Here is a 24,630-nt window from a genome sequence, read left to right as displayed (position 1 = left end):
TATGATTAAAATAGTTAATTATAAGAGATTTGCTCTAGTTGCTATTGTAGCTATTGTAACAGTGATTTCAGTAGCATTCATATGGTTTTATTCTTTCTTAGCTGGTTTTAATAATGATGCAATAGACTTAAAAAATTCGACTGGTAATATTGAAGGTAATGGCGCTGGACAAATTGCTAAAAGTGATGAATCCTATAATATATTAGTAATGGGCGTAGATATAGGGGACCCTAATTCTAAAAGTGCGAATGATCCTAAGAGGACAGATACAATGATACTAGCACATTATAATGCTGAAAATAAAAAAGTTAATTTGGTTTCTATTCCGAGAGATATCTTAATTAAAATAGACAATAGAAATCAAAAAATTAACAATGCCCATGCTCTTGGTGGTGTGGTGGGTGCTGTTGATGCTGTAGAAGTACTATTAGGCACTCAAATTGATTACTATGGGAAAATCAATTATGAAGGTTTTAGAAGTGTAATTGATGCCATCGGTGGAGTGGATATATATATAGAAAGAACAATGGATTATGATGACGCTACTCAAGATTTAAGCATAAAGTTTGAAAAAGGCACAACAGTACATTTGGATGGTAAAAAAGCTGAAGAATTTTTCAGATGGAGAAAAAATAATGATGGCAGTGGTTTCGCAAATGGAGATATAGGCAGAATAAAAAATCAACAAAAGTTTATTACTAAAGTTATGGAAAAAATAAAAAGCCCTATGATAGTAATTAAGATTCCAAGTATTTTATCGGCTATTCAAAAGAATGTAGAAACTAACATGGATGCTAATGAGTTACTTAAATATGGAACTATGTTTGCGACTATGAATGGTGAAGATATGTCTATTGATACTATTAAAGGTGGGGAGAAATATATAAATAATATATCCTATTATGTATATGATGAAGAAGCAAACAAAGAGATTATCGCTAAAATAAGAAATGCTAGTGTACAATTTATTGATAAGTCGAATCTTAAAATAAAAGTATTAAACGGAACTAAAAAGACAGGACTAGCTGCTAATTTTTCAGAATACTTAAAAGAAAATGAGTATACTCAGGTGGTAACGGGAAACGGAGACTCAACTAGTGAAACTGTGGTTAGGGTAAATGAAAATAATAAAGACATAGTAGATAATCTGAAAAAAGACTTTATGATGAATAACATTGAAGTTTCATCGCTAACTGAGGAAGAGTTTGATATAATAGTTTTGTTAGGCGAAGATTATGAATACATGTATTAATATTAAGGAGGAGTAAAAATGGAAAAACAAAGCATAAGTACAAGTAAAGCACCAGCAGCTATAGGGCCATATTCTCAAGCAGTAAAAGTGGGGGAACTACTTTATACTTCAGGCCAATTACCAATAAACGCTTCCACTGGAGAATTTGTAAATAATGACATAAAAAAAGCAACAGCACAATCACTAGAAAATGTAAAAGCTATATTAGAAGAGGCGGGAACTAGCTTAGATAAGGTAGTGAAAACATTAGTATTCATAAAGGATATGAATGATTTTGCTGATATGAATGAAGTATATTCACAATATTTTAGTACAAATCCACCTGCTAGGTCTTGTATTCAGGCAGGAAAACTTCCTAAGGACGCATTAGTAGAAATAGAAGTAATTGCTATAGCTTAAAATAAATTTTGTTTAATAATAAGTTATATTAGCCTCGAGTAATAACTCGAGGCTTTTTATAAAAGAGGTGCAGTATGACAAATAAATTAACGTATATGGTTAAAGTGGATGTAAAGGAAGTTAAATTAAGAGATTACTTAAAGTATACTGAGGATTTATCTAGCAGATTTTTAAAAAGCTCAGGTATTAGCGGGAAAATAAGTGTGAATGGTAAAGTTGCTAAGTTAAACCATAGAATAAGCACTAGTGATAAAATTGAAATTGATATGAAGAAAAATGAGCATCAAAATATTGAGCCAGAGAAAATGGATTTAGATGTTATATATGATGATGTAGATCTTATAATTATAAACAAGGAGCCAGGTATAGTGGTTCATCCTACTAAGGGTTTTCCCTTTGGAACACTTGCTAACGGAGTTTCATATTACTTTAAAGAAAGAGATGAAAAATGCATTGTGAGACTTGTCAGTAGACTGGATATGTATACATCAGGTCTTATAATAATTGCTAAAAATCAATTTTCACATATGGCATTAGCTAGGGATATGCAAAGTATCCATAAGCAAGCTGATGATATGGAAGGAAAAACTTTTGAGAAAAGTTATATGTTAATTGTACATGGGAATATGAAAGATAAGTCAGGTACTATTGATTTGCCTATTGGGAAACCTGACCCAGAAAGTATAAACAGAGAAGTTTTTGAAGGTGGACAAAGAAGTATAACTCACTATGAAGTTATTGATTCTTATAAAAATGGGGATCTTGTAAAAGCAACTTTGGAGACTGGGAGAACGCATCAAATTCGTATTCATTTTAGTCATCTTGGTCATCCAATTTATGGAGATAGTCTTTATGGAGCTAGTGAAGAAAGTTATATCGATAGGCAGGCGCTGCACGCCTACAAATTAATTATTCCACATCCAAGAACGGGTGAGGAGCTTATACTCCAGTCAGAACTTCCAGATGACATGAAAAAACTTATAATTAAACTAAAAGCGGAAAGTTAATTATAAAAAAGTGCAAGGTATATACTGTTAACTTAGTATATACCTTGTACTTTTAAGTATTATCTTCTATCAGTAAAGTTGTCCATGAATCTTTCTAATTTTCGTCTGCGTCTTCTTTTTCCATTTTTTACTCTTATAAAAATTATAAGTACAACCAAAATAATCAGAACATATTTCATTAAATTCATTAAGGTAGAAGATTTTTTTGCAGAATCCTTTAAAAAAAGATTGCTAAGGGCTGATTTCTTTTTAGCATAATCTATTCCGCTAGCCAAATCTAAACTATATGAATCATTATTAAAAGTAATTGTAGCATTACTTACTAAATCACCTTTACTAATAGATAATACATCTAAATTCGGTTCTTCAACTTCTATAACTTCAGGTATAGTTGAATTTTTATCTTTAACAACATACAAATCCTTTGATGCAAGAAGTGGAAGCACCGTTCCATCTTTCAAGGTTTCATGTGACACTACATCACCTTTTTCAAAGTATTCAGAGAGCTCAAAATTATCAAATCCATAATCCAGTAAGGCTTTACTGTCTTTGAAAAAGGTCTTTACTGAGTCATGTACAAGAGACACTATAAGTTTTTGACCGTTTCTACTAGCTACTGCAATATAAGAATGTTTTGATTGAATGGTATAGCCTGTCTTTCCACCTATGCAATCTTCATAATAGTGAGGGTCGCCCGGCTGTACTAGTCTATTACCGTTCCAAAGAGGGCGTTTTTGATCACACTTATTTGTGGGTGCCATTATATAAGAAGGAGTAGTTGCTATCTCCTTGTATATTTCATATTTAGTAAGTTCCTGCATAATTAAAGCTAAATCATAGGCTGAAGTTTTATGATTAACGTCATATAGTCCGTTGGGATTCACAAAATTAGTATTTTTAGCACCAAGTGATTTTGCTCGTTCATTCATAAGCTTTGCAAATTCTTCTACAGAACCACTTATATGTTCAGCTAGTGCTACAGCACAGTCATTAGCAGAGGCTAATGTTAAACCATATAATAATTCTTTTACTGGCAGTTTTTCACCTTCGCGTATATATATTTTTGAACCGTCAGCTAAGGATGCATTTTTACTTACGGTTACTATATCATCTAAATTTGTTTTTTCTAAAACTAGAAGTATAGTCATTATCTTAGTGGTGGATGCTGGAGGGTAAGCCGTATCCTTATTTTTTTCGTAAAGTATTGTACCGGTGGTAGCATCCATTAAAACAACACTATCGGCTGATGCCGGTGGTGGGTTCACTTGTGCTTTAACGGCCGGGGATATGTTAAAGACTATAAATATTGACAAAATTATTATTGTGGTTAATTTCCTCATAGATTACCTCCCAGTATTTAATATTTACATTATATCAAAAAAAACTTTTCTTAGCGACAATATTTATGAAAAGTTGTCAATAATTTAAAATGTAAGGTAAAGAAATTTTTAATCGTCTTATGAAGACTATGGCTAATAGGGAGGAATTATGAAAAATAAAGAAAAAATAATTGGTTCAATAGTAATTTTGTGCATAAGCATTATTTTTATAATAGCTGGATATACAATGTCAAGTTCAAAAGAAAATGTCAATGATTCGAATTATGAGGATATATTTGTAGAAGTTGATAAATCTTCAGAGACAAAGGATGCAGTGGGAGTTACTTCCGTCGAATCAAATATAGTAGATGATATTAAGGTGGATATAAAGGGCGCTGTAAAAGCCCCTGGTGTCTACGAAGTAAAAAAAGGAAGTAGAGTAACTGATCTTATAAAACTAGCAGGAGGGACTACTATTGACGCAGAACTTGATGCAACTAATCTTTCTACAAAACTAAATGATGAAGACTGTATTGTTATTTATAAAAAGGGAGAGGAAGTTAAAATTCAAAATTTCAAAAGTAGCACCCAAAATAGCGCTGAAAGTGATACACGTTCAAGCTTTTCTGAGAAAAATGATATTATAAATATTAACACTGCAGAAAAAGAACAACTAAATACTCTTATAGGCATAGGTGATGTTAAATCAGATGCTATAATTGAATACAGAGAAGATAGTGGAGGATTTAAATCTGTAGACGAACTAATAAAAGTAGTAGGCATTGGGGAAAAGACATTGAGCAAATTTATAGATAAGGTAGACATAAAGTAACTAATGGTATAAAATTATCATGAAGATTTAGTGGCAATATATAATTCCAGCTATTAATAAGAAGCATAAGGAGGCGGCAATATGGAGAAGAGACTTACAGAGTTTTCGAAAACCTCTGGCTGAGCAGCTAAAATAGGGCCGGGGGCCTTATCGAAGATATTAGATAAATTACCAAAAATGGATAATGAAAACTTAATTGTTGGAATTGAAACTTCCGATGATGCAGCAGTATATAAATTAAGCGATGAAATTGCAATTATTCAAACTTTAGACTTTTTTACACCAGTGGTAGACGACCCTTATACCTTTGGTCAAATAGCGGCAGCAAATTCATTAAGTGACGTGTACGCTATGGGAGGTAAACCAACTACAGCATTAAATATAGTATGTTTTCCTAACTGCTTAAACATAGATATACTTGGAGAAATTCTAAGAGGTGGTGCAGATAAAGTAATAGAAGCTGGAGCAATGACAATAGGAGGGCATTCGGTACAGGATGATGAACCTAAATACGGTCTTTCAGTGATGGGTATAGTTAATCCAGATAAGGTGTTAAAAAATTATGGCTCTAAAGTAGGGGAGGTATTAATTTTAACTAAACCCTTGGGTACAGGTATAATTAGTACAGCAATCAAGGCTGGATTGGCATCAAAAGAGGCTTATGATATAGCAGTTAAAGTTATGAGCACACTAAACAAATATGCTGGAGAAATTATTATGGAGCACGAGATAAGTGCTTGCACGGATATAACGGGTTTTGGCATAATGGGACACTCTTACGAAATGGCTAGTGGATCAAATGTAAGTCTTAAATTATTTAAAGAACAAATACCATATATAAAAGAGGCTAAAGAATACGCAGAGATAGGCCTGGTTCCTGAAGGTAGTTATAATAATAGAGTATACTTAGAAGGTAAATATGAACTTTTGAGAATACCGGAGTGGTTTGAAGATATTTTATTTGACCCTCAAACTTCAGGTGGACTTTTAGTATCCTGTACAAAAGTAGAAGCGGAAAAGCTTATGATAAGGCTTAATAAATTGGAACTACAATCAAGAATTATCGGAGAAGTAATCCCTTTGCAAGATAGGTATATAATTGTGGAATGATAATTATAAAGAAAGATAATCTAACTAAGAAAATGAATGTGGGGAGATTAATTACTATGAATACAGAGTTATTAAGAAATTTACCTAAGATAGATGAATTACTTCAAGAAGGAGAAATAAAAGAGCAATTATCCAGTAATATTAGAGTTCTTGTATTAGATTCTTTAAGAGAGTCTATAGAATTTTATAGGAGAGGAATCTTAAACAATGAAATAGAGTCATTTACAAAACAGCAGGTGATAACTTCCTCAATTAAATTATTAAACAAAAAGAATAGTCCAAAACTTAGAGAAGTTATAAATGCTACGGGAATTGTCGTGCATACCAATTTGGGCAGATCTCTTTTAGCAAAAAGTGCTATAGAAAATGTAATTAATGTTTCTAAAAACTATAACAATCTTGAATATGACATAGAAAAGGGCAAGAGAGGATCAAGATATTCAAATATAGAGGATATCCTTATGAAAACAACTGGCGCAGAGGCAGCTATGGTGGTAAACAACAACGCAGCAGCGGTAATGCTTGTACTAGATACACTCTGTAGGGAAAAGGAAGCAATAGTGTCTAGAGGGCAATTAGTAGAAATTGGAGGGTCCTTTAGAGTTCCGGAGGTTATGAAATTTAGTGGAGCTAAACTCGTAGAAGTAGGCACCACTAATAGAACTCATTTATATGACTACGCGGATAATATTACAGAGAATACAGGAGTGCTACTAAAAATACATACCTCTAATTTCAAAATCATTGGATTTACGCAGGAAGTATCTATAGAAGAGTTAGTAAAACTAGGAAATGAAAAAGATATACCAGTAGTTGAAGATATAGGAAGTGGAGTTTTAATAGATTACTCTAAATACGGATTCCAATACGAACCTACAGTTCAGGAAAGTATAAGAAAAGGCCTAGATGTAGTAACCTTTAGTGGAGATAAAATGCTAGGGGGACCTCAAGCTGGGATCATAGTAGGCAAGAAAAAATATATTGATAAAATGAAGAAAAACCAATTAACTAGAGCTCTTAGAATAGATAAAATGAACTTGGCAGCTTTAGAAGGTACGATTCATCATTATTTAGAAGAAGCAGAAGCTATTAAAAATATACCAACACTAAGGATGCTTTTGTGCCCCATTACAGAACTTAAGAAAAGAGCACAAAAACTAAAAAGAAAGCTCCAAAATAAAACTGACAAATTTACTTTTACTATAGCTTTGGATTATTCAATGGTGGGTGGAGGCTCCATGCCTACTGAGAAAATGGAAACATACGTAATTAAAATAAAAAGTGACCTTTTTACAGCGATGCAAATAGAAGAAGGATTAAGAATGAATAAAGTAGCTATAATCGTAAGAATTAACAATAATGAAGTGGTAATGGATCTTAGGACTCTATTTCAAGAGGATTATGAAATTATTACTGATGCTTTTAGAGAAATGTAAAAAAGGGAGCCATTTTTATGAAAAGGGAGCCATTCTTATAGAAGGGAGCTGTTTATATGAAACATATTATTATAGGAACGGCAGGTCATATAGATCATGGAAAGACAACTTTAATTAAAGCCTTAACGGGTAGAGAAACAGATACTTTAAAAGAAGAAAAGGATAGGGGAATTTCTATAAATTTAGGTTTTACCTATTTTGATTTACCATCTGGTAGAAGAGCTGGAATTATTGATGTACCAGGTCATGAAAAATTTATTAGAAATATGCTAGCAGGAATAAGTAGTATAGACGTGGTGATTCTTGTAATAGCAGCAGATGAGGGGATTATGCCTCAAACTAGAGAGCATTTTGAAATACTACAATTATTAAATGTTAAAAAAGGAATTATAGTCCTTACAAAATCGGATCTGGTGGACTCAGAATGGATTGAAATGATCATGGAGGATATAAAAGAAGAATTTAAAAATACTTTTTTAGAAGATGCGCCTATTCATGCAGTATCCTCGAAAACTAAAATGGGATTTCCAGAGTTAATTTACGATATAGATAAAATTACAGAAGAAGTTTCCGCTAAAGATACTGAAGGTCATTTTAGGTTACCTGTTGATAGGGCATTTTCAGTAAGTGGATTTGGTACTGTAGTAACTGGAACAATAATAAGTGGAAGAGTCAAGGTAGGAGATTCAGTAGAAGTATATCCATCAAAGGTAGTTACAAAGATTCGCGGTATTCATATTCATGATAAACCTTGCGGCTTTGGAGAAGCGGGTCAAAGATGCGCTATAAACCTTGCCAATATAAAACTTAGTGAAATAAGCAGAGGCAATGTAGTTTCTGTGGTTAACATAATGGAGCCGTCTTATTCAATAGATTGCGCGCTCTACTACCTAAAAAGTGCGGGAAAACCATTAGTCAATAGGCAGAGGGTCAAATTATATCATGGAACAGAGGAAATTCTTTGTAGAGTGATTATACTAGACAAGGAAGAGATAGCGCCAGGAGAAAATGCTTATGTGCAATTAAGACTAGAAAAACCAATAAATGCTCAAAGAAATGATAAATATGTGCTTAGGAGTTATTCTCCCATGCATACTATAGCTGGGGGGACTATAATTGAGCCATCCGCTGATAAGGCTAAAAGGTTTAATGAAAAGTATAATGAAGAGCTTAAAATTAAAGAAAGTGGAAAAACTGAAAATATTTTAGAAAATACGCTTAGAAAACTTAGCGGAGATTACCCAAATGTTACTATGATTCTAAAAGCACTAGGTAAAAATGAACAAGGTATAGAAGAGAAATTGCAAACACTAGTAGAAGGCAATAGGATAATAAAGTTAACAGCTTTAGATAAGACAATATATATACATAGTGATTTTATAAAGCAGAAAATAGAGGAAATAGAGAAAAAATTAATAATATATCATAATGGAAATCCACTTAAGATTGGAATGCCAAAAGAGGAAATAAAGAATAAAATTTTCGGAAAGCATATAAAGCAAAAAATCTATGACGAAATATTAATCCTTATGGAAAAAAGGAATGTTATAAAAGTTTATGAAAAAAATGTATCTTTATATGAATTTAGGATACAATATACAAATGAACAAGAAAAATTGAGGAATACCATTATTAAAGCTTACCATGAAGGGCGATACAATACCCCTAAGTATTCAGATTTAATAGTAAACGAAAAGGACAAAAATAATTTTAAAATGGTGTTTGAATCACTTATGGATAATGGAGAATTAATGAAAATAGCTGAGGATTGTATTTTTACAAAAGAGCATTATGAAAATTCAAAACACATAGTGTATAACTACATCGTGGAAAATGGTAGCATAGCTGCATCTTCTGCTAGAGATGTGTTTAACACAAGTCGAAAATTCTCAGTAGCTATGTTAGAACATTTTGATGGTATTAAATTAACTAAAAGAGTAGAGAACGATAGAGTATTGTACAAGGAAAGTTAAAAATATTTAGTTTGAGACATCAACTATTCGACAAAATCATGCATAATGTTGTTGAATATAGTGATGTGATATGTTATAATTACGAATATATTGGGAGTAGATAGGTGCTGGTGTGCCTGCCAGTCTTCAAAACTGTGTTGCCGTGCTAATACCACGATGGGTGTGTTCGATTCACACATATTCCCGCCAATTAAAATGACATATTGCGGCCTAGATACATAGTTTTATGTATTCTGGGTCGCTTATTTATTCTGCCAAAAAGATATGGTAAGGGGTATGTAGAAAGTAGAACTGTTATGCAGATAGGTACTAATCTTCTTTCTCAAAAACTAAATCAAATTCCTTAACTTGACCATGAAGACTAAATACAGTTGGAATAGCAGTAATGAATCGCCAGCCTTCTTGGCTATATTTATCAATTAATGCTCTATGCTCTGAACTACTAAACGCAGTTCTTGTTTTTGCTGCAACATATAGATATTTATAAATTTTAACCACATCCCTTCTATAGTTTTATAATTCTATATCACAATTTGATACGATATCATCCTAACTAATAGTAATTATAGCATATTGTTATATGTATAATTATTTTTTATTAGTAAAACATGGTAAATGATTCGATTTTTTAATACCGTATTATAAGAGAGGAAGGTGATATTATATATATGCTTTTATTGCACTTCTAACAGCACTGCAGTAGTAAGGCTGTTTTAACTTATAATTTTGAATCAATAGACGATCCATATGATATTGAAAACGAAATAATAGATATAGCTAAAAAATTGCTTTAATAATGCTGTGACATTATAAAACACCTAATTTATTTTAGGTGTTTTTGTGTGTATCTGAAATAAAGCAATGGATATTATTTATATCTTCACATTTAATTCATCGAAATTATCTAATCTAGATTTAATATATTCAATTGCGATAGATATCAATATAGGGTGTGCACCTTTTAGCAGAAATCCTATACAATTTAGTAATATTAAAATTAATAACCCTTTTGAAAAAGTCGCTAAATTGTATAAAATAATAGTCCGTAAACCAAATCCTATATTTAACTTTTAGCAGTTACTACTCGATGTTTTTCCCATCATATTCATCTCTGCTCATACAAATTTCTTTACTAATAGTGGCACGTATATCTTCTAAACTTTCTTTTATAGCGTGTTTGACTGCTATTTTTATTATAAAATAACTAATATAAAATCCAACAAATATGGGTATCAAGACTATTATTAATTTCAAAATTACACCCCCTATGAAATGGTTTCGTCAATAAATACTATTTAGAACTAACAAATGATAATTATAACATGATTTCTTGTAAATACATTACTGTTTTTCAAGCGATTATTCGGTTTTAATAGTTGTGACGATTTATAAAAAAAGTATGTGCTATCCTTTTTAGATCCCTATCGTTTTATTGTTATTTATCAGATTTATATTGTTATTGTTAATTAAGAAGTTTACTTTTTCCTTATCATGTGAACTAATTTTTAAAGTATGCTTTGATGTATTTTCACTTAAAAACCACTTAGTGAATTTATCATTCTTCACATATAGAGATAGCTTGTAATATTCAATATTATGATTTATATTATTTTTCTTAATTAGACATTTCCATTCATATTCAACTATCTCAACCCATTTTATTGATTTACCTAAATAATATATGCCCTTAGTGCTTATCGTTTTTCTTTGTAACCCTCTATATAAATTTGATATAGCCAGAGACAAACACATTATACTAGAAGAGAAAGTTTTAAGCCCTAATCCCATAAACATATTTATTGTAATGAGTTCATGTATTGTAATGAATTTCTGGAAGAATGTATTCTTAATTGTAAGCATGGAATTATAATCGAACATTTGGTACCATTTGTTAAGATAGTCAGGAATAAGAATTGAATATGCTTCAAAATACCTGATTAGAAAAATTTTAAAAAGTATTATGGACAGTATAATACTAAAAATTGACAGGATTAAATTAAAATTAATACCCCATAAAGCTATTACATCTGATTTTTCTTGAATTTTTGCTCTTTTAATTATGTTTCTATAAATCAATAATATATTCAAAAACGGTAAGGAAACTAAAACTCCTAAGAGGATATAGTAAAGATATATCATTTAAAACACCTCCATGATTTATATCGGAAAATCATATGTTCCTATTGATTATTTCATCAATCTCATTACAACTTATCGATTTGAAAAAAAACTTAAGTTCTTTACGTTCTTTAAAGATATTTTCTATTTCAAATGTGATTACATTATTTTGTTTATAATTATGACTTATAATACTATTCCATGAATAAAGCATTCCAGAATACATTATTCCATTCTCATAAAGTCCATTTGTGAAATACAAAGGTAAGATAGTTAATATACAAACTCCAGCTACAATGGAAAGCAGACATATAATTGATATAGATGGAGAGTAAAATACTAGTATTATTAAAAATACAAGATATATCAGCCATAGTATTAGTATTTTAGATTGCCTTTTGTAATTAGATGGATATAATTTAATAATCATTTTCAATGCTTTCTTTTTACTAAGTAAGAAACTGATAATAATAATTGTCATACATAAAATCATAAGGATTACCCCGGATATCATTATCCAATCAGTACCCCTTATTCCATTATAAAATTTATCAGGACGCCAACCGCTTTTAAAAGCGTAAAACCCTAGAAATATACTAGTTATAATTGCTGATATGGATGTAATTATTAAAAGCAAAGATTTTCTAATTTTCATTTTTAAGTGCCCCCTATGAATGCAACTTGGCCTAAGCCTATAAAAATTATAACATATTATACATATTTCTACATTGGAATATCTCCATAACAGTATAATATGAAATGCTTTATAAAATTTCTAGTTGCGCCTTTTAACACTTTTTATAATAAACCGAACTAAATTATATAACACAATATAAACAAAGTAGAAAGCTAAAAATCCCCACAGGCCGGCAACTATATCTGCAAATTCCATATTGCCTCTTTTGGTGTATAGCTGCATTATTTCGATGGCAAAAACAATAACTATAAGTACAGTAAATGTATATATAAAAGATGAAATAGAAATACTATATTTTGACATGATCTTAAATAGGTTATCAACAAATAGGTAAATAAGCATACCGATTATTCCTATTACAATAAAATGAAGCTCTTTATCATTTGAATTAATTCCAAAGCCTGGAAAAACATCTATCAGTAAATCATGTAATTCATTTGTGAGTGCTACAATAAATTTTAAAATTTCAACCATTATAAACCTCCAAAACATTAGATTAATCTATTAATAAGTATTTCGGCTCAGATACATAATTCTATGTGATCTGAGCCGAATTGACACTAATCTTCTTTTGAATCTTCTTCTGAAGCATCTTCAATAAATGCTATTCCATTAGGTCCAATTTTATAATTTCCTCTGTCTTCTTGTTTTTTTATAAACTTCTTTACAATTAAAGACTCAAGAGAAGCTTTAAATAATCTAATGTCACCTTTCCCCTTACCTAGTTCAAGCGCTAATTTTATTTTTGCAACGCTTTGTGGGGATGAGGTTCTATTCTCATATAAATAATTTAATGTGTTAGCTTCAATTTCTCTTATGTCATCCTTCATAATGGCCTCCTTTAAAACTCATTTGTTATTAGTACATTATTATACTATACCCCTTAAATAATAAAAAGGAAAATTATTATATAGAAAATCAAAAATAGATTTCGACAACAGCATTTTAAAAGGATATAATGGAAAGATAGTTAATTATTATAATTATGAAATAACATTTAATTATGTATTAATTTTTAAATAATAGAATAAAATGTAAGTATGTATTTATTTTCAAACTTAAATATTGGAGGCGAGGCTTTGGAATTTACAATGAACAAAATAATGAATATAGATAAAGATGCTGAAAAATATAGAAAGGGCATAGATCAACTGCTAAAAGAAAAACAAGATAGATTTGAAACTACAGTAAAAGATATGAGAGCTAGTTTTCAAGAGGAATCCCAAAATATTAAGAGTGATATTAGTAATGAAAAATTATTAGAGGCAGACAATAAAGCTAAAATTATAAGGAAAGAGAAAGAAGAAGGATTAAATAATATCAATACGAAGTATCAAAGTAATAAATTAGAGATTATAGAGGTCGTATTTAATAGAATAATAAAGTCACTATAGGAGTGGAAATATATGGGAAGTGTTGTTAAGTTTAGTGCTATAAATACTAAAGTGAAGTGTATGATGGGAAAAATGCTAAGCACTGAGCAGTATTCAAAACTACTAAAGTGCAAAGATTTTAAAAGCACTGTTAAAGTAATAAAAGAGGAAACGAGCTATGGAAAATTTTTTGAAGGATATAACTTAGAGAATATTCATAGAGAAACCCTAGAGATTATTTTAGATAGGCATTTTATAAGTATCTATAGTAAATTTATAAAATATTTTGATGGTGAATATAGGAAACTCATAAAAGCATTATTCATAAAGTGGGAAATAGAAGATTTAAAAGTAATTATTAGAGGTAAACATCTAGAACATAGTAAAGACGAAATTGCAAAAAAGCTAATTGCAAGAACTCCATTAAGTACAATTAATTATGACTACTTGCTAACACTTAAGAGTGTGGAGGATTTAATAGAGGGACTTAAAGGGAGTATATATTACAAGCACTTAAAAAATTTAGCTAATATCACAAGTGAAAGAAGCTTATTTAAAATTGAAACAGAACTTGATTTTGTATATTTTTCGGCAATTAGACGCGAATTAAAACATTTAAATGCTGAAAATAAAGAAGTTGTGAGTAATATAATTGGAGTAGAGGCAGATCTTTTAAATTTAGGATGGGTATATAGAGGAAAAACATTCTACAAAATTCCTTCTGAGGAACTGTTTAACTATATTATATATAATGGTTTTAAGCTTTCAAAAGAAAACCTTAAAAATCTTTGTTATGTTAATAGTATAGAAGAATTTCATAATATAATAGGAAAAACACCATATGCTACTATTTATGAGAGAGATGATTCTAATTCTATTGAAAAAGGGCAAAGAGAATTTGAAAGAAAATATTTCGGGAAATACCTTAGAGAAAATAAAACAAATATTAGTGTGGTTATGAGTTTTTTTATGTTTTATAAGCTTGAAATGAAAGATATTATATCTATAATAGAACAAAAAAGATATGGAATTGATATGAGTGAAGGTATAAATTTTGTTTCAGTCACGTTATAAATTTTAACTGTACAAAAGGAACATAGGAGGCGGTGATATTGTGTCTATAGAGAAAATGCATATGGTTAATTTAGTGGGGGCCATTGCAGATTTTGATGAATTAACCAAAATGTTAGTGATAGAAGGCTGTATGCAACCTGTAAGTGCTTTGCAAGAAATAAATTCATCAGACTTTGTACTTAAAACTTCTGTGGATAATATAGAAGCTTTAATGGATGTAAACTATATAAGACCATACTTATATGATAAAGACTATAATATAAGTTTAAAACAGATTGAAAAGCTTTCAGAGAGTCAAAAAGAGTTTTCTATAAATATGTCATACGAAAAAGAGATGATTTATGATTTCGATAAGGTAGAAAGTGAAATATGTGAAGTTTATAATAAATATATGGTTTTAAACGCTAAATTTGAAAATTTAAAACAAAAAGAACAATATCTTAAAAACACCTATGATGCACTGCAATTTTTAAGGAATGTGACTATTCCAATTGAAAAAATTATTACTATGCAGAATTTTGAAGCAGGTTTATACAAAGTGCCTGAACAAAACATGGTTAAGCTAAAAGCAAATTATGAAAATATACCCTCAGTAATTGAAACTGTGAGCAAGGGAAAAGAATTTGTTATATTCATAGCTTTTACTCCAATTCTTTTACTCGCAGAAACCGAAAGGATTTTTAAATCTGCAAATTGCGAGAAAATATTTATGCCTACTCATTATAGTGGGATTCCGAAGGATGTTACAGTAGTTGTTCAAGGGGAAATAAATGATACTCAAAAGTCAATAGTTGAAATTAAAAACGGTATTCATGATTTTCTAAGGGGAAATTATGAAACTATAAAGAATCTAGAAAACAGTTATGAACTAGAGCGAAAATCCGAGGAAATTAAAAAGACAGCAGCTTGCACAAATGAGTTTTTTTATCTTTCAGGGTGGATACCTAAAAGTTTTATGGAGAGGATTGACAAACTGATTTTAAGTTTTAATGACAGAATATTAATCATTAAAAAGGAGCCGAGTGAAATAATCAATAAAGATATAACTCCTCCAACCATGCTTAAAAACAATAAATTATTCAAACCCTTTGAGAGTATGGTTTACATGTATGGGGTTCCAAGCTATGATGAAATTGATCCCACTACGTTTATGGCAATAACATATGTACTAATGTTTGGAGCTATGTTTGGTGATGTAGGGCAAGGACTAATATTTCTATTAGCGGGTTTTCTTATAAATATTAAAATGGGTAAGGGTAATATGGGAGGTATTTGTCAAAGGCTTGGATTTAGCTCTATAGTGTTTGGATTTCTATATGGAAGTGTATTTGGTTCGGAACATGTAATTCCCGCGATTTTAATTAGACCTATGGAAAATATTAATGATGTACTAATTGGCGCTATAATATTTGGGTGCGGTTTCCTCATTTTGGGTTTTATACTAGGGATTACAAACAGCTTAAGACGAAAAGATATTGAACGTGGAATTTTTGGGAAAGAAGGAGTAGTAGGTTTCCTGTTCTACATTGGAGCTTTAATATTAATAGTATCTACAATTTATAAAACTCCAATAATGCCAATAGGTATTTGGATAGTCTATTTTGTATTCTTTTTGCTTTTGATATTACTAAAGCAGCCGTTAACTAATATTGTTTTAAGAAAAAAGGTATTGTTCGAAGGTGGAGCAAAGGACTATTTTATAGAGTCAAGTTTTGAGGTAGTAGAAACTATACTCTCTTTATTTTCTAATACACTTTCATTTGTTAGAGTAGGAGCATTTGCGCTAAATCACGTGGGGCTTTTCATGGCGTTTTCTGCATTGGCTACCATGGCTAATAATGGATTTGTTTCAATATTAATAATGATAATCGGAAACGTAGTAATTATATGTCTTGAAGGGCTTATCGTATTTATACAAGGATTAAGACTTGAGTATTATGAATTATTCAGTAAATATTATGAAGGTGGAGGGGTTGATTTTCTACCAGTGAAGATTAATTTTAAATGATATATATAAATAAAATATAAACCTTAAGGTTGTTATTTAAAACTGAGATATTAGAGGAGGAATAATTATGACTATATTATTAATGTTAACATTTTGTGTTGTTATATTGACCATTACGTACGGAGTAGTGCAGCAAAGTAAGAGTGATATTTTAGGAAAACAAAAAATTAATAAAGCACTAAAAATTAACTTAGGTGCTTTTATACCAGTAATGACATTGGCACTTATTGTGAATATACCAAGTGTTGCAAACGCTGCCGGAACAGTGGCAGCAAACCCATCAGCTGGTCTTGGTTACTTAGCAGCGGGACTTTCTACAGGACTTGCTACTATTGGTGCAGGGGTAGCAGTAGGTGCTGTTGGATCTTCTGCAGTAGGTGCTGTATCTGAAGATCCTAAGTTGCTTGGTAAAACTCTTATATTTGTTGGTCTTGGAGAAGGTATTGCTATATATGGACTTGTTATATCTATATTGATACTTCAAAGATTATAATCTTTTAGGAGGGCTTTATGAAAAGCTATTTAATAAGTGATAATGTAGATACATTTGTGGGTATGAAGATGGTAGGGATGGAGGGAATTGTTCTCCATGGAAAACAAGAAATAGCAGACAAAATAGGACAATTAGAAAAGGACGAAGGAATAGGGATAATAATAGTAACCGAAAAAATTGCTCTTTTAATACCAGATGAAGTAAATAGAATAAAATTGTCAAAGGAAAGACCTCTTATAGTAGAAATTCCGGATAGGCATGGCTGGAGTAAGAGTAGTGACTCCATATTAAGATACGTTAAAGAGGCTATAGGACTTAAAATATAATCATATACTGTAGTATAAATATGCTTTAGTATATGAATTTACAGGAGGTTAGGCTATGACCACCATTGAAGATAAGATAAGTTTATTTTCTAAGATAATATATGACAAGGTAAATGAAGAAAAAAATGAAAAATTAGATGTTTTAAATAGTGAAATTCAAAAAAAATTAGATGCTGAAAACGAACGAATAAAAGATCTAAGACGAAATCTCAAAATAGAAGTTACGAAAAAATCTAATATAAAAGCAAATGGGATAGTAGCAAAAGAAAGACTTAATAAGCAAAGAGAAATTTTATTTTTAAAGGATAAGCTCATTTGCGATACTCTAGAAAATGTTCGTGAAAAGCTTATACAGTTCGCACGTTTACCGGAATATAAATTATATTTCATAAATACCCTTAAAGAAACATTAATGGAAACAGATAAAGGAAATTATTATATTGTTGTCCTTAAAAGGGATAGTGAAAAGTTTTATAGCGAGATTGAAATGGTATTAAATGAGTACCATAATATAAAGTTTGAAATTGTTATTTCAGAGGTAGACTTCATAGGTGGTGTAGTTGTAAAAGATTTTGAAGGGAAATTCAAAATAGATAATAGTATAGAGTCTAAGTTACAGGAAAGTAAAGACTTAATAGGTGTTAGAGTTATGGAAATGCTGGCTTAGGAATCAGGGAGGGAAAACACATGGAAGGAAATATAATAGGAGTAAACGGTCCGGTTATAAAAGCTGAGCACATGAAGGGCTTTAAAATGAGAGGAATGGTTATGGTAGGCGAGAAGAAGCTTATCGGTGAAATTATAATATTAGAAGAGGACTTCGCAACCATCCAAGTTTATGAGGAAACTAGTGGGCTTAAGATAGGTGAGCCTGTAATTTCTACTGGGAGTCCTCTTTCTCTCAAACTTGGGCCAGGAATTCTTGGAAACATATTTGATGGAATTGAGAGGCCACTTGAGAAAATAAATGAAATATCTTATGGATTTATACCGGAAGGGATAGGTCTTATTTCTCTGGATATAGAAAAACTTTGGGATGTAGATATTATTGTTAGTGTGGGAGATGAATTAAAAGAGGGATATGTATATGCAACCGTTCAGGAAACTGAATCTATTGTTCATAAGATAATGGTTCCACCTGGTACCTCTGGAACTGTAACCAAGGTAAAAGAAAATGGAAAGTACAATATAGAAACTATAGTAGTTGTACTTAAACAGGGTGAAACAAATCATGAACTTAAACTTTACCAATATTGGCCTGTAAGAAATTCAAGACCAGTAAAAGATAAAAAAACTATTTTTAAACCACTTATTACGGGACAAAGAATAATAGATACCTTCTTCCCGTTGGCTAAAGGAGGAACTTGCGCCATTCCTGGAGGATTTGGAACGGGGAAGACTATAACCCAACATCAGCTTGCAAAGTGGTCTGATGCTGATATTATCGTGTATATTGGCTGTGGAGAAAGAGGAAATGAAATGACAGAAGTCTTAGAAGACTTTCCAAAGCTTATAGACCCTAGAACAGAGTTACCTCTTATGAACAGAACTGTGCTTATAGCTAATACATCAAATATGCCTGTAGCTGCAAGAGAAGCCAGTATTTATACAGGTATAACTATAGCAGAATATTTTAGGGATATGGGATATCACGTTGCTATAATGGCGGATTCCACTTCAAGATGGGCAGAAGCGCTACGTGAAATCTCTGGAAGGCTTGAAGAAATGCCTGCTGAAGAAGGGTATCCAGCATATCTTCCTTCAAGAATTGCAGAGTTTTATGAAAGAGCTGGTTATGTGGAAAATTTAAATGGCAGCGAAGGGTCTGTTACTGTAATTGGTGCAGTATCACCAGCTGGGGGAGATTTTTCAGAACCAGTTACTCAAAATACTAAAAGGTTTGTTTCTGTGTTTTTAGGACTTGATAAAAAATTAGCTTATGCAAGGCACTATCCAGCAATAAACTGGCTATCTAGTTATAGTGGATACTTATCACTTTTAAAGGACTGGTATGAGGAAAATGTGGCAGAGGATATATTTGGATTAAGAGCAAAGATGCTTAAACTTTTATATGAAGAGGATAAACTTCTTGAAATAGTTAAGCTAGTGGGTGAGGATGTACTTCCTGATGATCAAAGGCTGGTTATAGAGGTGGCGAAGTGTCTTAAAATAGCATTTTTGCAACAAAATGCTTATAATGCTATCGATGCTTTTGCACCATTAGATAAACAATATAAGATGCTTAAAGTTATAGAATCTTTTTATGATAATGGTAGGAGAGCTGTAAAAGAGGGCATACCTATTTCTGTCATAAACAACAAGGAAATAATGGAAAAACTCTATAAGATGAAATATAACGTACCAAATGATAAACTTTCCGTAATAGATGATATAGAGCAAGAATTAGTAGGTTATTTTGATAAACTTATAAAAAAATATAAATAATATATATATAAATAATATATATATGTAAGGAGGTCCAATATGAAAAAAGAATATTTAATGTTAAATAAAATACAGGGACCTTTAATTATACTTTCTAATGTGGAAAATGTAGCCTATGATGAAATCGTTGATATATTGGTTGATGGAAAGTATAAGAAAAAAGGAAAGGTTGTTCAAATTTATAAAGACAAGGCTATAGTCCAAGTTTTTGAAACAACAACGGGCATGTCAGTAGATAACACCTCGGTGCATTTTAAGGGCGAATCCTTTAAAATAGCGGTCACAAAGGATATATTAGGTAGAGAATTTAATGGAATAGGTGAGGCTAGAGATAATGGAGGAGAGGTTTATTCTTATAATAAATATGATGTAAATGGAAGGCCTATGAACCCTGTAGCTAGGAAATACCCTAGAGATTATATACAAACAGGAATTTCATCTATTGATTGCCTTGCTACATTAATTAGAGGGCAAAAGCTTCCTATATTTTCTGGTAACGGAATTGCTCATAATGAGCTAGCAGCACAAATAGTAAGGCAAGCAAAAATTTCTGATGAGGCGGATGATAACTTTTGCATAGTCTTTGCAGCTATGGGTATAAAGTATGATGACGCAAACTTTTTTAAGAAAAGCTTTGAAGAAGCGGGAGTGCTTGAAAAGGTAGTTATGTTCGTGAATTTAGCAGAGGACCCTATAGTAGAGAGAATAATAACTCCAAGATGTGCGTTAACTGCTGCAGAATATTTAGCCTTTGAAGAAAATATGCATGTACTTGTAATACTTACTGATATGACTAATTATTGTGAAGCGCTTCGAGAACTTTCATCCTTAAAAGAAGAAGTGCCAAGTAGAAAGGGATATCCAGGATATTTATATTCGGATTTAGCGTCGCTTTATGAAAGAGCTGGGATGATGAAGGGAAAAGACGGTAGTATAACTCAAATACCTATATTAAGTATGCCTAATGATGATATAACTCACCCTGTACCAGATCTTACAGGATTTATAACGGAGGGGCAAATTGTTTTAAGTAGAGGGCTGGAGCATAGAGACATATATCCACCAGTGAACATCCTACCATCACTCTCCAGACTTATGAAGGATGGTATTGGCGCCGGATTTACTAGAGAAGATCATGCAGATGCGTCAAATCAAATATTTGCAGCTTACTCTAGGGTACAGGACGTAATGGCCCTGGCTCAAGTTATAGGAGAAGATGAACTGTCGGAAACAGATAAAATATACATGGATTTTGGTAGAGCTTTTGAAGAAAAATTTTTAAAACAAAATTATGACGAAAATAGGGATATGTCAGAAACTTTAGATTTAGCATGGGAAATTCTTGGTATATTACCTAAAAATGAATTGGATAGAGTTTCACCTCAGATTTTAGATAAATATTATAAAAAAGTGGTAGAGTAGTATGGAGAATTTTGCACCGACTAAATCTACTTTAATGGCGGCTAAAAGTTCTCTGGATTTTTCTAAAAAAGGCTTTGATTTATTGGATAAAAAAAGGAATGTACTTATAAGAGAAATGATGTCTTACGTTGATAAAGCACGTGAAATTCAAAATCAGGTAAATATAGTTTTCGCAAAGGCGTACAAAGCTTTAGAATATGCAAATATAAATACAGGAATAATAAACGTAGAGGATATAGCTATGGCAGTGGAAGAAGCTAAGGACTATGAAATTTTATTTAGGAGTGTTATGGGGGTAGAAGTGCCTAGTATCATTTTTGAAAGGAAAGGGATAGAACCCAAATATGGGTTTTATAGAAGTAGTGCTTCTATTGATGAGGCAAGAAAAGAGTTTAATGGAGTAAAGTATTTAACCTATGAGCTTGCAGAGATAGAAAATGCCGTGTATAGATTAGCTATGGAAGTAAAGAAAACTCAAAAGAGAGCCAATGCGCTTCAAAATATACAAATTCCTAAATATGAGGGAATAGTTAAGTATGTTACAGAGGTTTTAGAAGAAAAAGAAAGAGAAGATTTTTTTAGACTTAAAATAGTGAAAAAGAAACATAGAAGAGAAGATTAAACTAATTTCAATAAAAGAATATTCAAACTATTCAAGATGTGGTATAATGACCTTAGATGAAAGGGAGGACAAAAAAGGAAAATTATATAAATAATTTGTATTAGTAAACGAAATGTTAAATTCCAAGAAAGCTTTAATTTAAATAAAATTACAGTTTAGTTTTACATGATATATGGAACATATAGAATTATGAACAAAATTTTAAATAAATAATAAGAGGTGGAGTATGGAAGAATATAGAGGTTACGTAATTGAAATTATAGAAAATAATGAGAAAGAATATCCGTATAAGGCTATTGCTAGAAAAGGGCAAAATGAAATTAAACATAAGGGCCATAGTAAGCTAAATGCACTTGATCTTGTTAAAGAAACCATTAATTTAGAAATATCTAGAAGTGATAAACGATAAGTATTTCGATATTTGTTAAATTATAGTTAAAATATTGTTGAATATTTAAAAAAAACATTGCACATTGGGAATATGTATGCTATTATTAAGAAGTTGAGATTGCAAAATCAGCAACAACAAGATTTAATATGATTAAAACATTACCTTTTTAGGCATATAAAGTAAATCAGCTCTTAAATCTTAATATAATTAAAAAGGAGAAATGTTTAAAATGGCAGATAAAACTATTGTATGTAAAGACTGTTCACAAGAATTTGTATTCACTGAGGGAGAGCAAGAATTTTACAAAGAAAAAGGATTCGAAAATGAACCTCAAAGATGTCCTGATTGTAGAAGAGCTAAAAAACAACAAAACAATAGAGGATTTCAAAGATAATTTAATTTAACAAAAATACCTATAGGATTTAGTTCCTATAGGTTTTTATTTTGCAAAAAAAACTTATTATATTACAAAATTTATGGTATATTATATTTGGTATAAGGCAAATTTAATATAATAACACAGTATATTATAAGGAGAGATTGTCATATGAAAAATATAAAGTTAAATACTACTAATTCAAATAAAATTAACGATGTTATAGTCCCAAAAGCATCACATGTTCATGGGGGGAATTATGAAGGACACAAAAAAGATGGTTTGAAACATGGTATGGGAACTTTTATCTATAACGATGGGAGTAAATATATAGGTCTTTGGAATAATGGTAAAATGAATGGTGAGGGTACTCTTACTTGGGCTTGTGGGGAAAAATATATTGGTAATTGGAGTAATGATGAGAAACATGGATATGGAATATATACTTGGCCAGACGGTGAAAAGTATATAGGGGATTTTGATAATGGTGAAAAATCAGGAAAATGCATTTGTATATGGCCGGAGGGAGACACATACGTAGGTGACATGATGGAAGGTCTTAGACACGGCGAGGGAATCCATACTTGGGCAACAGGGGAAAAATATATAGGCAGATGGCAAAATGATGAAAGACATGGCGAAGGGATGTATATATATCCTGACGGAAAAGTTGAAATAGTATAGGAGTAAAATTTATGGAACTATTTAATAAGATATATAATATTATATACTAACAAAAGAAGCAGTTGGCATTTCACAAAAAAAACTAGAGTATAGACTTTTTTGCGAAGCTGCCTTATTAAAGGATATTGGATATTTGCCTTAAAAGAGGGGGAATATGAATGTATTTTTGGTGGATAATATTATTATTACTAGCTGATAACAATGATGGCTGTTGTAATGATAACAACAACGATTGTTGTAATACTATTATTATAAACAACAGGAGAAGACATCATAAAAAATGTCATAAAGAATGTTAAAACCTTTCTATTAAAACTTTAATAATGGGTTTCAATATTAGTATATAAATAATTATTTCTTTGAAATTACGGAGACTTTAGCTGTTATGCTGAAGTCTCCTATTTATTACAAAGATTATATAATAGATAGTATATAATATAAACCTCCAAACATATAATTATATAAATAAAATTATATGTTTGGAGGTTTACTATGAATTATGATTATAAAGGCATCGCCCTTATACCCATAATAACGATTTTAGTTGATGTTATAAAAAAAGCGGGGTTACCTAATAATTTTGCACCATTAATATCTTTAATTCTAGGAGTTGTTTTTGGACTTATATTTGAAAACAGTGGAGATGTTAAAACTGCAATCATTACAGGACTAATAATGGGAATGAGTGCGTCTGGGCTATACTCTGAAGGAAAAGAGGCTTCTAGGGGTATTACTAAAATGAGAAATAAGTAGGTGTGTACTGATTAAATCAATATTAATTGGATAAAATTAAATTGTGAGGTGGTAAAAATGCTTGATACCCTATTTGGAACAAATTATTATGACTAGACCCTTAGTTTACTATGCAATAACAATATTTATGGGATGTGTTACAGTTTTAATCACAATCATTAACCCTATTGTAGGTGCGGTCATTGCTGCATCTTTTTTAACTATAATGTATTTCACGATAGATAAACATTTCTTTTATTTAGTAGTTTGCTTTTTCATTATTGGAGCTGTAAATTATTATGCCTATTTTAATGTTAATTTACCCAATAAAGAAAAGTTGGAAGTTAGAATTTCAGATAAAAGTACATATTATTGCTATGCAAAATATAATGATAAAAAGATACTATTGGAAGGTAATACTTTTAAATTAATAGAAGGAAGAAGTGTTTGGATCATTGGTAATTTTAAAAAAAACCCAGTGTATGAAAGAGGAGTAGTTGGGACTTATAAAGTAAAAGATTATAAAATTTGTAATGAGGAT

The 24,630-nt window shown here is 30.9% G+C and carries 28 protein-coding genes, 1 tRNA gene and 1 pseudogene; 23 read left to right on the top strand and 7 right to left on the bottom strand.

The features are described 5' to 3' along the window. Window position 1: 1 nt before the first annotated feature. From ACJAX4_RS06395 to ACJAX4_RS06385, 3 genes are all read left to right on the top strand, one after another. A complete protein-coding gene (locus ACJAX4_RS06395) occupies window positions 2-1,252 on the top strand; it encodes an LCP family protein (protein ID WP_435788620.1) in 1,251 nt (416 codons plus the stop codon). An 18-nt stretch (window positions 1,253-1,270) separates the two neighbouring features. Next, window positions 1,271-1,651, top strand: coding sequence for a RidA family protein (locus tag ACJAX4_RS06390; RefSeq protein ID WP_435788619.1), 381 nt, complete (start codon window positions 1,271-1,273; stop codon window positions 1,649-1,651). A gap of 74 nt (window positions 1,652-1,725) precedes the next feature. Then, entirely contained in the window at window positions 1,726-2,658 is a 933-nt protein-coding gene (locus ACJAX4_RS06385; RefSeq protein ID WP_435788618.1) for an RluA family pseudouridine synthase, read from the top strand. Window positions 2,659-2,717: 59 nt separating this feature from the next. Here ACJAX4_RS06385 and ACJAX4_RS06380 read toward each other — a convergent pair whose 3' ends face one another. After that, the gene (locus tag ACJAX4_RS06380) at window positions 2,718-3,998 is read right to left on the bottom strand and encodes a serine hydrolase (RefSeq protein ID WP_435788617.1); all 1,281 of its coding nucleotides are present in this window, start codon (window positions 3,996-3,998) and stop codon (window positions 2,718-2,720) included. Between the two features lie 148 nt (window positions 3,999-4,146). On the opposite strand from ACJAX4_RS06380, the gene ACJAX4_RS06375 reads away from it, so the two are divergent. The 5 genes from ACJAX4_RS06375 (at window position 4,147) to ACJAX4_RS06355 (ending at window position 9,517) form a co-directional block, all read left to right on the top strand. Further along, a complete protein-coding gene (locus ACJAX4_RS06375; RefSeq protein ID WP_435788616.1) occupies window positions 4,147-4,809 on the top strand; it encodes a helix-hairpin-helix domain-containing protein in 663 nt (220 codons plus the stop codon). An 81-nt stretch (window positions 4,810-4,890) separates the two neighbouring features. Next, entirely contained in the window at window positions 4,891-5,919 is a 1,029-nt protein-coding gene (selD, locus tag ACJAX4_RS06370) for a selenide, water dikinase SelD (RefSeq protein ID WP_435788615.1), read from the top strand. Window positions 5,920-5,975: 56 nt separating this feature from the next. After that, the gene (gene selA, locus ACJAX4_RS06365; protein ID WP_435788614.1) at window positions 5,976-7,355 is read left to right on the top strand and encodes an L-seryl-tRNA(Sec) selenium transferase; all 1,380 of its coding nucleotides are present in this window, start codon (window positions 5,976-5,978) and stop codon (window positions 7,353-7,355) included. A gap of 56 nt (window positions 7,356-7,411) precedes the next feature. Further along, window positions 7,412-9,328 carry a selenocysteine-specific translation elongation factor gene (gene selB / locus ACJAX4_RS06360; protein ID WP_435788613.1) on the top strand — a complete coding sequence of 639 codons (1,917 nt, stop codon included), beginning with the start codon at window positions 7,412-7,414 and terminating at the stop codon, window positions 9,326-9,328. Window positions 9,329-9,420: 92 nt separating this feature from the next. Next, window positions 9,421-9,517 (top strand) — tRNA-Sec (locus ACJAX4_RS06355). Between the two features lie 120 nt (window positions 9,518-9,637). Here the strand turns inward: ACJAX4_RS06355 and ACJAX4_RS06350 are convergent. The 6 genes from ACJAX4_RS06350 to ACJAX4_RS06325 form a co-directional block, all read right to left on the bottom strand. Next, window positions 9,638-9,826: a DUF4177 domain-containing protein gene (locus ACJAX4_RS06350; protein ID WP_435788612.1), complete on the bottom strand. Its 189-nt coding sequence runs from the start codon at window positions 9,824-9,826 to the stop codon at window positions 9,638-9,640. A gap of 582 nt (window positions 9,827-10,408) precedes the next feature. Next, on the bottom strand, window positions 10,409-10,582 hold the full coding sequence (locus ACJAX4_RS06345; RefSeq protein WP_435788611.1) for a hypothetical protein: 174 nt from the start codon (window positions 10,580-10,582) through the stop codon (window positions 10,409-10,411). A gap of 159 nt (window positions 10,583-10,741) precedes the next feature. Then, window positions 10,742-11,467: a hypothetical protein gene (locus tag ACJAX4_RS06340; protein WP_435788610.1), complete on the bottom strand. Its 726-nt coding sequence runs from the start codon at window positions 11,465-11,467 to the stop codon at window positions 10,742-10,744. Between the two features lie 31 nt (window positions 11,468-11,498). After that, window positions 11,499-12,101: a hypothetical protein gene (locus ACJAX4_RS06335; protein WP_435788609.1), complete on the bottom strand. Its 603-nt coding sequence runs from the start codon at window positions 12,099-12,101 to the stop codon at window positions 11,499-11,501. A 120-nt stretch (window positions 12,102-12,221) separates the two neighbouring features. Next, window positions 12,222-12,617 carry a hypothetical protein gene (locus ACJAX4_RS06330; protein ID WP_435788608.1) on the bottom strand — a complete coding sequence of 132 codons (396 nt, stop codon included), beginning with the start codon at window positions 12,615-12,617 and terminating at the stop codon, window positions 12,222-12,224. Between the two features lie 86 nt (window positions 12,618-12,703). Further along, window positions 12,704-12,973, bottom strand: a complete 270-nt coding sequence (locus ACJAX4_RS06325; RefSeq protein ID WP_435788607.1) for a hypothetical protein — start codon at window positions 12,971-12,973, stop codon at window positions 12,704-12,706. 249 nt (window positions 12,974-13,222) lie between these two features. On the opposite strand from ACJAX4_RS06325, the gene ACJAX4_RS06320 reads away from it, so the two are divergent. The 15 genes and pseudogenes from ACJAX4_RS06320 to ACJAX4_RS06250 form a co-directional block, all read left to right on the top strand. Further along, a complete protein-coding gene (locus ACJAX4_RS06320; protein ID WP_435788606.1) occupies window positions 13,223-13,537 on the top strand; it encodes a hypothetical protein in 315 nt (104 codons plus the stop codon). Window positions 13,538-13,549: 12 nt separating this feature from the next. Beyond that, window positions 13,550-14,590, top strand: coding sequence for a V-type ATPase subunit (locus ACJAX4_RS06315; protein ID WP_435788605.1), 1,041 nt, complete (start codon window positions 13,550-13,552; stop codon window positions 14,588-14,590). Between the two features lie 40 nt (window positions 14,591-14,630). Further along, the gene (locus ACJAX4_RS06310; protein WP_435788604.1) at window positions 14,631-16,598 is read left to right on the top strand and encodes a V-type ATP synthase subunit I; all 1,968 of its coding nucleotides are present in this window, start codon (window positions 14,631-14,633) and stop codon (window positions 16,596-16,598) included. Window positions 16,599-16,665: 67 nt separating this feature from the next. Continuing rightward, the gene (locus tag ACJAX4_RS06305; protein ID WP_435788603.1) at window positions 16,666-17,091 is read left to right on the top strand and encodes an ATP synthase subunit C; all 426 of its coding nucleotides are present in this window, start codon (window positions 16,666-16,668) and stop codon (window positions 17,089-17,091) included. Window positions 17,092-17,108: 17 nt separating this feature from the next. Next, on the top strand, window positions 17,109-17,417 hold the full coding sequence (locus tag ACJAX4_RS06300) for a V-type ATP synthase subunit F (protein ID WP_435788602.1): 309 nt from the start codon (window positions 17,109-17,111) through the stop codon (window positions 17,415-17,417). 55 nt (window positions 17,418-17,472) lie between these two features. Further along, complete coding sequence (locus tag ACJAX4_RS06295; protein WP_435788601.1) at window positions 17,473-18,084, top strand: V-type ATP synthase subunit E; 612 nt, start codon at window positions 17,473-17,475, stop codon at window positions 18,082-18,084. Window positions 18,085-18,104: 20 nt separating this feature from the next. Then, window positions 18,105-19,862 carry a V-type ATP synthase subunit A gene (locus ACJAX4_RS06290; protein WP_435788600.1) on the top strand — a complete coding sequence of 586 codons (1,758 nt, stop codon included), beginning with the start codon at window positions 18,105-18,107 and terminating at the stop codon, window positions 19,860-19,862. Window positions 19,863-19,901: 39 nt separating this feature from the next. After that, window positions 19,902-21,284 (top strand): V-type ATP synthase subunit B, encoded by a 1,383-nt coding sequence (locus tag ACJAX4_RS06285; protein ID WP_435788599.1) that lies wholly within the window; start codon window positions 19,902-19,904, stop codon window positions 21,282-21,284. A 1-nt stretch (window position 21,285) separates the two neighbouring features. Continuing rightward, window positions 21,286-21,906: a V-type ATP synthase subunit D gene (locus ACJAX4_RS06280; protein WP_435788598.1), complete on the top strand. Its 621-nt coding sequence runs from the start codon at window positions 21,286-21,288 to the stop codon at window positions 21,904-21,906. 226 nt (window positions 21,907-22,132) lie between these two features. Further along, entirely contained in the window at window positions 22,133-22,315 is a 183-nt protein-coding gene (locus ACJAX4_RS06275; protein ID WP_435788597.1) for a hypothetical protein, read from the top strand. 211 nt (window positions 22,316-22,526) lie between these two features. After that, window positions 22,527-22,691, top strand: coding sequence for a zinc-ribbon domain-containing protein (locus ACJAX4_RS06270; RefSeq protein WP_165413721.1), 165 nt, complete (start codon window positions 22,527-22,529; stop codon window positions 22,689-22,691). Between the two features lie 153 nt (window positions 22,692-22,844). After that, a complete protein-coding gene (locus tag ACJAX4_RS06265; protein ID WP_435788596.1) occupies window positions 22,845-23,357 on the top strand; it encodes an MORN repeat-containing protein in 513 nt (170 codons plus the stop codon). Window positions 23,358-23,515: 158 nt separating this feature from the next. Beyond that, the gene (locus tag ACJAX4_RS06260) at window positions 23,516-23,656 is read left to right on the top strand and encodes a hypothetical protein (RefSeq protein ID WP_435788595.1); all 141 of its coding nucleotides are present in this window, start codon (window positions 23,516-23,518) and stop codon (window positions 23,654-23,656) included. A gap of 193 nt (window positions 23,657-23,849) precedes the next feature. Further along, complete coding sequence (locus ACJAX4_RS06255; RefSeq protein ID WP_435788594.1) at window positions 23,850-24,110, top strand: hypothetical protein; 261 nt, start codon at window positions 23,850-23,852, stop codon at window positions 24,108-24,110. Window positions 24,111-24,171: 61 nt separating this feature from the next. Further along, a pseudogene (locus tag ACJAX4_RS06250) lies at window positions 24,172-24,630 on the top strand (ComEC/Rec2 family competence protein); the annotation flags it as partial.

Origin of the sequence: Clostridium sp. (assembly GCF_051278035.1) — a bacterium.
GTDB lineage: Bacteria > Bacillota > Clostridia > Clostridiales > Clostridiaceae > Clostridium_AD.
The sequence above is the reverse complement of the archived record's forward strand: the minus strand, read 5'-3'. Positions and strand labels throughout refer to the sequence as shown.